Raw genomic sequence first — 287 nt, forward strand, 5'->3', positions numbered from 1 at the left:
CTCCAACAGCGTTCAAGAATCCTTTATATGAAAGGACGTAGTCAGTCCAAGCGCGATTGTTTGCATAGGCCTCGTGTAGCTTGACGGGGTCCGCTTGAAGCCGAGCATCCCACTCTGCAAGAAATGCAGCTAAGAAAGCTTCCCTAGACAAATGTTCCATAGGCTCTTCTAACGAGACTGTCGAATTTCTGGATTGAGAAGCATCGGCCGGTTTACTTTCGGATTCACCATGAGTGAAACGGGAATTCCGTTCGGGACGCGGTCCTCCCACGTGGAAGACACGCCGG

The sequence above is a fragment of the Thioalkalivibrio thiocyanodenitrificans ARhD 1 genome, from assembly GCF_000378965.1.
In the GTDB taxonomy this organism is placed as follows: domain Bacteria; phylum Pseudomonadota; class Gammaproteobacteria; order Ectothiorhodospirales; family Ectothiorhodospiraceae; genus Thioalkalivibrio_A; species Thioalkalivibrio_A thiocyanodenitrificans.